Source organism: Blautia sp. HCP28S3_G10 (assembly GCF_052065235.1).
GTDB lineage: Bacteria > Bacillota > Clostridia > Lachnospirales > Lachnospiraceae > Blautia_A.
Map to the genome: position 1 here is coordinate 1 of NZ_JBQHUL010000066.1, position 8,337 is coordinate 8,337.

At 36.3% G+C, this 8,337-nt stretch carries 7 protein-coding genes; all 7 read right to left on the reverse strand.

Annotated elements, in window-relative coordinates:
* Nucleotides 1-74: 74 nt before the first annotated feature.
* Genes ACTNB8_RS15815 through ACTNB8_RS15845 form a run of 7 tightly spaced genes read right to left on the reverse strand, consistent with a single transcriptional unit; the run spans nucleotide 75 to nucleotide 7,990 of the window.
* The gene (locus tag ACTNB8_RS15815) at nucleotides 75-1,004 is read right to left on the reverse strand and encodes an ATP-grasp fold amidoligase family protein (protein ID WP_441056036.1); all 930 of its coding nucleotides are present in this window, start codon (nucleotides 1,002-1,004) and stop codon (nucleotides 75-77) included.
* Between the two features lies 1 nt (nucleotide 1,005).
* Nucleotides 1,006-2,541 carry a sugar isomerase gene (locus tag ACTNB8_RS15820; RefSeq protein WP_441056037.1) on the reverse strand — a complete coding sequence of 512 codons (1,536 nt, stop codon included), beginning with the start codon at nucleotides 2,539-2,541 and terminating at the stop codon, nucleotides 1,006-1,008.
* Complete coding sequence (locus ACTNB8_RS15825) at nucleotides 2,535-3,470, reverse strand: alpha-1,2-fucosyltransferase (protein ID WP_441056038.1); 936 nt, start codon at nucleotides 3,468-3,470, stop codon at nucleotides 2,535-2,537. The genes ACTNB8_RS15820 and ACTNB8_RS15825 overlap by 7 nt, the downstream gene beginning before the upstream one ends.
* A gap of 24 nt (nucleotides 3,471-3,494) precedes the next feature.
* Nucleotides 3,495-4,577: a glycosyltransferase gene (locus ACTNB8_RS15830; RefSeq protein WP_441056039.1), complete on the reverse strand. Its 1,083-nt coding sequence runs from the start codon at nucleotides 4,575-4,577 to the stop codon at nucleotides 3,495-3,497.
* Nucleotides 4,578-5,780: an O-antigen ligase family protein gene (locus tag ACTNB8_RS15835; protein ID WP_441056040.1), complete on the reverse strand. Its 1,203-nt coding sequence runs from the start codon at nucleotides 5,778-5,780 to the stop codon at nucleotides 4,578-4,580. It lies immediately after the preceding gene.
* A gap of 2 nt (nucleotides 5,781-5,782) precedes the next feature.
* Nucleotides 5,783-6,754, reverse strand: coding sequence for a glycosyltransferase family 2 protein (locus ACTNB8_RS15840; RefSeq protein WP_441056041.1), 972 nt, complete (start codon nucleotides 6,752-6,754; stop codon nucleotides 5,783-5,785).
* Nucleotides 6,755-6,811: 57 nt separating this feature from the next.
* Nucleotides 6,812-7,990 carry a radical SAM/SPASM domain-containing protein gene (locus ACTNB8_RS15845; protein ID WP_441056042.1) on the reverse strand — a complete coding sequence of 393 codons (1,179 nt, stop codon included), beginning with the start codon at nucleotides 7,988-7,990 and terminating at the stop codon, nucleotides 6,812-6,814.
* Nucleotides 7,991-8,337: the final 347 nt, after the last annotated feature.

An 8,337-nucleotide genomic window follows, 5' to 3' on the forward strand; every position in this document is an offset into this window, starting at 1 on the left:
TACTTTATTCAGTTTTCAATGTGCAATTTTAATTTATATTGAACGCTCACAAGAGCATATCAATCTTTTTCTCATCAGATTAGATTATCCGAGTTTTCGGACAGTCTCCCCGGTAATTTTATCCACGATCCAAGTTTTTCATTCCATGCTTCATCTGTAAATTTACCAAATCCGGACGCAGGATAAAATGTTAGTTCGCCGAAATAAATCTGTCCACTAATATCATAAAAATCAGCTCGTAAAAAAGCCATATTATCCGCTAGTTTCTCAGCAAGTTCTTCCATTTGTTTTAGTTCATCAGGCAAAGAAATGTTTGCATCCTTTTTAGGTGGATAAGCTGCTTCACCAAAATGGAGTAAATTCCCTGATTCATCATAGTAGTTGGCATGATGCTCAACAAAACGATCAAAATCGACCTTGAAGCACTTAACTTGTCCCCCAAAGCAAAAGAATTTATAATCTTTCAAGTCCTCGGAAGATTCATCTTTCATATATTTTTCAGCTAAGATTCTAGGCTTAACATTTTTATAAGGCCACTCACGACCATAACTATAGAAATTCCTTTTCTGGCAAGCCTCAATTTTTTTCCTTGCTTTTTCCTTGTCAAAATTGTTTTTATCTTTGCAAATAACTAAGCCTCCCGAATCATGCGTACACTTCAATACAAATTGATTTGGCAACCCGTCAAAATCAATGTCTTCAAACCTATCCCATATTCCAAGTGTCGGTATAATATATTGTTCACCTATACGTTCAGCCACATACTTTTTAGCTTCATACTTATCTACCATAGTAGTGTAAATATCTTTTCGATCGTGAATCTTCAACCATTGAAGTTTCTCATTAAATGTCTGTGGATTTTGCAAATTTAGTCTCTTATTAAAAATTCCTCTGTACACCAACTTTAGGAAAGCATCATCCGGCAAACCGTCTAACATTCCTCGTGTCCATAGTGAAATTGCAAAATGCCACGGATTTTTTAGAGTTTCAGCAATAAAACCCATCCTATTTTCCTCCCCTAGTCGTTCTTGCTCTCGCCAAACCAATCGTCTTTATTAGATAGTCTTTTTTTAGAACAAAATTAACAAGAACAATAACCATAAGCCATACTATAGCTACTTTTAACGCCAAAACAACCCAACTAGCATATGTCAATGTTCCGAGTTCAAAAAGAGACGATACACTGTATGCAACAATTACAGAAATCAAATCTATAATTAGCTGTTTTATTACAATTGCAAGATTCCATTTGATTAAGTTTTTAGACAAGTAAACCGCTAGCCAGCCAGTCTGATAAACCATCGAAATCAAAGTTCCAATAGCTACGCCTATAAGCCCAAATTTATAAACAGCTAGAACCGAAACGCCGATATTAATCCCCGCGGCAATAATATAACATGATTGTGTTTGCTTGAAATGTCCACCCGCGATAACCATTAGATTATAAGGGAGTCTAATGCAATGAGCCGCATGAGCAGCTGTCAAAAGAATTCCAAACGCCACAGCAACATAGTTACAGTCAGTTATATCTTTTGTATACACTTCCACAAATGGAACAATCAAGGTTGCTGTACAGCCAAAGAGAAAAATCGTCGCTGTATGAATAACCCATTCCACATAACCGAAGAAATTATTTAATTCCTTATATTCTCTCTTTGCCCAAAATTCTCCTAAAACTGGCTGGATTCCTTGTACCATTGAGGTAAACAATTGCTTAACTCCTGACACAACCAAATTATAAACTGCATATACAGAAACATCGTTTAGTGTTGCAAAAAGTGTTAAAACCACCGTATCCGTATTGTTTAATACCACACTTGCAATATGCTGTGCAAACCCATTCCATTTCTGCTTGATTGGTTCATAGTTGATTTTCTTTTTGAAATCAATCTTTTTGTACTTATTTCTGACATACCAATACATTCCAATCGGACGCAAAAGATATATCAGCGAGGTAAGAAGTTTTACAGTATGTATTCCAAAACCAGAAGTTATCAATACAACCGATAAAATTAGATTCATTAAAACGGTAATGATTTGTAATGTATACTGAACATAGCCTCTTTGATCAGAATTAAGTAACAATTGATATGTTATTCCAAAATAATATTGTGCAAAAGAGTCTATGGACAAAATCAAAACCAAAAGAAACACAAACCAATAGTCAAAATTTGATGTTCCAATAAACGGATATAAAATTGCAAGAGCACCTGAATAAATAGCTAATATCTTCGCAAGCGTCCTAAAGAACTTCTTTCCAGATGCTAGAATGTCGGAGGTTAATTCAAAATTATCTTTTGCGAGAGGCTCATATAGATTTGCCTGTACTACCTGTCCAACTCCTAAATCCAAGAATGAAATCAATCCGAGGAACTGTGTTATGGACACTACCAGACCGTTTATTTCTGACCCATAATATTTCAAACGAAGTATTGGCAAAATAAAACCAGAAACTATGGTTAACACTTGAAAGGTCAGAGATGTCAAAGTTGTTAAAGACAATTTCTGGGATTTAGTTAAATTCTCACTATTATTTAGCATTTAATCAGTATCCAGTCCTCTCCAATTAATTGATGACGATACCCATCCATATTAAACCAATGATCAGGTGATATCACGACCTTTTTTTCATTTTTTGATAGATATTGTGCCCACCAACAAAAAGTGCTATTGGACATAATAAAATGCTTACATGAACTCATTAATCGCATTTTTTCGCCAATATCATCATGCCCTGTCTCATAAAATAATTCCACGCCAAAATCACAATTTTTGCGTACCCAATCTATATCATCTGAGAAAAAGAAAAATTTTGCATTAGGGATTTCTTCTTTCATTTTAGCAATAGCACTTTTGTAATATTGCAAATCACATATATCTCTTAACGATTTATTTGTTTTTTCTAAAAAATCACCTCTTCTAAAAGAAACACATACACTTTCACATTCTTCTATATGTTTCATCAATTCAATATTTTCATCCTTTACCGGAGCCTTTGTGGTAAACTCACACAGCAACTCCTCTCTAATATTTTCAAAGAAGCGTTTATCTTCATATGTTCCGCAAACAAATTGATTTTTCTTCTTGCTTTTCTTCAAAGGATAATAGCCATGAACCATATCATATATACCAAAATGATTTAAGATAGGCTGCAGCATCACCTGTCTTTTATAAAAAGCGGGTCTCGAACTGCACGGTATTTTACAAATCAATCTATAAATATTAAAAACTATTTTCTGTGATAAATCCCCATGTATCATGACAAGTTGTTTATCATATGATTCTTTTGCATATGGCTCAACATTGAATACCGCCAAATCATCTTTCCACGTCTTATCTTTAATATTTTCTTTTTCAATTTGATAAAAATTAAACGTTATTCCTTTTCCATAAAACATTTCTAATTGTCTCGAGACTGCGTAAAGAAACATCTGATTTCCACAACGGCCTCTAACTTCCGAATAGATCAAAATAAATCCTCCCTTCAATTCGTCTTATTGCAGTATGGTTTCCAAATATCCCTTCCACAGCGAAAAAACAGCTTTCGGCTCAAACCGCTTACATACATCGTGTGCAGCTTCACCGCACTTAATTCTCAAATCCTTATTTCCAGCAAATTCAGATAGTGCTTTTGAAATAGCACTAACATCACCCGCAGGAACTATTAAGCCATTGCAATGATCATTAATTAAAAACTTCGCTCCTCCCGGCGAACAATCTGTCGAAACCACCGGCATTCCAACCGCCATTGCCTCCAAAAGAGCATTAGGCACTCCTTCGAAATCAGATGTGATGAGAAATATTTGTGCTTGACATAACAAAGGTGTAGGATTTTCTGAAAGTCCTTTAAACCGGATACAATCTGTTAGTTTTTTTTCCTCTACCATTTTGATTATTTTATTCTCATCCAAGCCTCTTCCATAGATGTGCAACTTATAATTTGGATAATCTGCATGAAATCGTTCAAATGCGTTAACCATAACATCATATCTTTTTTGCTGATTATCTAGCCTTCCAACAGATATTACAATTTCATCTGAATCCTTATCCCATCGACTTTCGTCTTTTTTAAAGACAGGATTCGGTATCACCATACTCTTGGTTGCCAACTTCTTTAAATACGCTTTTTTCGCATACTCAGTCTGAAAAACGCATCCTGCGGCAGCATTCAAAATCATGAAATCAATTTTATTTTTCAATCCATATTCATATTGATATGGATCCCCTCGTTCAGAAATGATAGTCGGAACACAAGCAATTTTACCAGCCAACACGCTCAGCACACATGGATATCGAGTAAAACTTATTATACAATCTGCATTAATAGCTTTTGCAAGCTTTGCCAACTCTAATACTCTGAAAAAATTATTCAATCCTTTTATATACTTTTTTTTCAGCGTGTGCAGTGTAATGTTGGTCAACCCATCAACTGAATATTTCGAATTATTGTCAAGCAGATTCAAATTCAAAATATGAACATTATAATCACATTTTGAAAATTCTTCAGCTACCCAGCAAAGAATTTTCTCTGCACCTGCAAAACTTAAGCATGGTGTTACAAATAACAATGTCTTCATTTAGTACCTCTTATATGTTTTGAAAATAAATAAATGCCTTCTCTTTCCTACCTTTTTTTCTTTAAAGAAGCAAAGAACTATCGGTAAAGATGCTGTAAGCATAATATACAAAGTGAATCCATTATAATAAGCCAACAAAAAAATAAAAAATTCCAAAAAAATTTTACTCAAGAAACTGTCGCAGACCTTACACAGATTTACTTGGTTTATCAAAAAAAATGCAAATCCAATTACTCCATAACCGACTAGAGTATTAATATAATCGTTATGTGCTTGTATATGAACTCTTAACGCTTGATGCATATACTCCGTCACTCCCGGTATACTTACTCCAAGTAGTTTTTGAATTACATTACTCTTATTCACAAATGCCTCAATTTGAACTTTTCTATACCATTCTCGTCCGTTTGTTATCGAGCCATTATTAATAGCTGTAACTGTTTTATTTATCAAGCTATTATTTACCAAAATATCTGTTTGTGTTGCAAGAATGACCAAACCAATAATTGCAATAACAACTATAGTCTTTTTTCGTGACTTATTTTTCATGGAAATATAATCGCATACAACCAAGAGACACAATGCAAGTGCCGCAGATCTCACACCTGTTAATACTGTCATTGCAAAAACTGCTGCTTTCATTAGCAAAAACACAAGACTGCTATTTTCTTTATCGTAAATAGATGCACCGCAGTAAATAACCAGTAGCACATATGCCAACATATGCTGAACCGAAAATGGACCAAACAGTGTCCACGCTTTGTCAACTGCACTATATCTATACCCAATCCCGCTAACAACAGATATAGCAACTAATGCGTAAAAAATATATACGGAATAAACAAATTCCTTTTTGTTGTTTTTAAAGAATGTTTGATATTCTTCAATTACAGATTGGTTTGAAAACAGTATGGAATATGTAAACATAAGGACATAGCTATAAAAATATATATCTGTTAGTGCACCATACTGTCCTATTGCCATCATATAGGCTATATATACTATCAAAGAAAAGTTATATATAAAAAAAATTATTTTTTTGTTTTCACGTATCAAGAGCTTATTTAGATATCCATATGCAATTATCATAGTACCCAAAATCAGTTTGTTCCCCAATGAAAACGGGAAAAAACTAGACAAAGCAAACAATGGAATTATAAGTATCGTCATATGAAATATCAAATATTTAATGTTGATTTTCATTTCTATTTCCACTTTCTAAGATAATATTCCTTTGTAATTTTCATTGTGTTCTTCAATCCCAAAAACGAAAGAATCGCATAGCCTTTAATTCGTTTACTTACGCATTTATCGAACAATACATTCATCCGATTTTCTTTTACCAGATCCCAAAGTTTATATTTTCTTATGTCATCAGGCGAGATATTAGTAGAAAAGAACGAGAACACGTTTTCTAATATTTGTGATGAATATGCATTTTGAATGCCATAATCCACAATATCAATATCTGTTCTTAATTGGTTTAATGCTTCTATCGCATCCAATCGTTTCACTGTGAAATTTGAAGCCGTAATACTTCCAGTTCTATGATAATAAAAATAAACAATATTACTTCCATATACAATTCTCTGTGCTCTATCAAACACCTTATACGTCGTATATAGATCCTCATGAAGTTTTCCAACAGGAAATCTAATGTCCTTAAACAATCCCATTTTATAGAGCTTTGCAGGAGCACTTGTACTAAACAAGTTTGCATAAAGCAATTGGCCGATTGCTTCCTTATTGTTAAACAAGCGACTTGTTCCAGTTTCAATATTTCCTTTGGAGTTTAGATTTTTTGTCATTTCCAACCTTCCAATTGAAATATCCGCTTCATATTTTGTCAATAGTTCATATAAGTATTCCACAGCATACGTTGGCATATAATCGTCCGAGTCAACAAACATGATATATGCACCTGTTGCAATATCAATTCCCTTGTTTCGTGCATCCGATAGTCCTCCGTTCTTTTTATGTATAACACGGATTCTGCCATCTTTTAACTTGAAGTTCTCGCACATCTTGCCACTTTTATCAGTCGAGCCATCATCAACCAATATTATCTCTATATTGCGATATGTTTGAGACATTATACTGGAAACACAATTATCGATATAAGCCTCTACATTGTAAACTGGTACAACAATGCTAATTAATTCATTACTCAATTTCAAATTTTCACTCCCATCTCTACACAGAACCGTCCATTCTATTCTGTATTTCGTTAAAATTTACCCTTTCATCTGCTGTGCAATATCAGCATCCACAATTTCCTCGCCGGTCTTGTGCTTCAACTGTTCCTTAGATGCTTCACTCAGACCATTGTTAACAACAGCACACATATCGCAAGTGCTGCACTTGTCGAGTTCCTCTTTAGTAACTTTACCATCACGGTAATCGCGGCAGATCTTCAGCTCATACATGGAGTACGGGTGCTTGGTGAACAGTGCCTTGAACTTATGTACCAGAACCCATGTGGCAGGCTTCCAGATGTACTTGTGCATAGCCGGAGAAACAGAACCGATCATCCAGCAGTCACGGTCACAGCAACGAACCTTTTTGCGGACTTCTTCTGCCTGCGGGCTGTTCCACAGCTCCTCCCAGCTCTGGGTATTCAGGTTGCCCATGACTTCCTTGTCCTTGGTGCCGTTACAAGGCATAACATCACCGTACGGGTCGATGAAGAAGGTATCAAAGCTCATGTCGCAAGGCAGCAGACGCTTCTGGCCGTAGATGTAGTTGATCAGGCCGTGGTTGAAGTAAGCTCGGAACCACTTCTTCGGGCTGTTGCTGCGCAACAGTTCATTGACCAGATTTTCAAAGTTCTTAGCAACCATCGGACGGTCATGGATGATGTTCTTTGCCTCAACAAAGTAGAAGCTGTTGTGCAGAGAAGCAGTCGCAAACTCCATGCCCATCTCATTGGAAATCTTGTACAGAGGGACGAGGTCAGGCGCATTCTTGTCCTGGACGGTCATGCCGAAACCAACGTCCTTCATGCCCATTTCACGCAACTTTTTCAGCGTGCCGTAACCACGCTGGTAGCCGTTCTGCAGGCCGCGAATCTCGTTATTGGTCTGCTCCAGACCCTCGATGGAAATACGGATACCGATCTGCGGGAACTCTTTGCACAAATCAACGATACGATCTGTGAAGAAACCGTTGGTTGAAATGACGATACGGTCGGATTTCTTGTACAGTTCACGCACGATATCTTTCAGGTCGGTGCGGATAAAAGGCTCGCCGCCAGTGATGTTAGTAAAGTACATCTTCGGCAGCTTCTTGATGGTCTCGATGCTGATTTCTTCTTCCGGTTTGGAAGGTGCTTTATAACGGTTACACATAGAGCAACGAGCGTTGCAGCGGTAAGTGACGATAACCGTACCATTCAATTTCTTTTCTTCAGACATGATTAACTCTCCTATTAACAATCAAAGTTTCAATTTTATTTAAGAACCACTTCGCACATACCGAGAACACCACCGAGCCGCAAATAACCGCAACCGCCGTGAAGATATATGCAAGCAAGCCATTACCAAACAGATGGACAAGGTGTAATTTTTCAAGCACACGATAAATCACCATGTGGCACAGGTAAATCTCGAAGCAGATGCCACCGAGGAATTTGGCAACTGGATTGACCAGTCCCCCCCAGCCTGTCCGAAAACCTTATTTTTAGGCATAAATTTAGCCCCTTTCCTTCATCTGTGACATTGAAAACTGAATAAAATACACAGGATGAAGAAAGAGGCTTATG

Coding starts and splice junctions, on each gene's coding strand:
- ACTNB8_RS15830 (WP_441056039.1), bottom strand. CDS start 4,577: ATGAAGACATTGTTATTTGTAACACCATGCTTAAGTTTTGCAGGTGCA.
- ACTNB8_RS15845 (WP_441056042.1), bottom strand. CDS start 7,990: ATGTCTGAAGAAAAGAAATTGAATGGTACGGTTATCGTCACTTACCGC.
- ACTNB8_RS15835 (WP_441056040.1), bottom strand. CDS start 5,780: ATGAAAATCAACATTAAATATTTGATATTTCATATGACGATACTTATA.
- ACTNB8_RS15815 (WP_441056036.1), bottom strand. CDS start 1,004: ATGGGTTTTATTGCTGAAACTCTAAAAAATCCGTGGCATTTTGCAATT.
- ACTNB8_RS15820 (WP_441056037.1), bottom strand. CDS start 2,541: ATGCTAAATAATAGTGAGAATTTAACTAAATCCCAGAAATTGTCTTTA.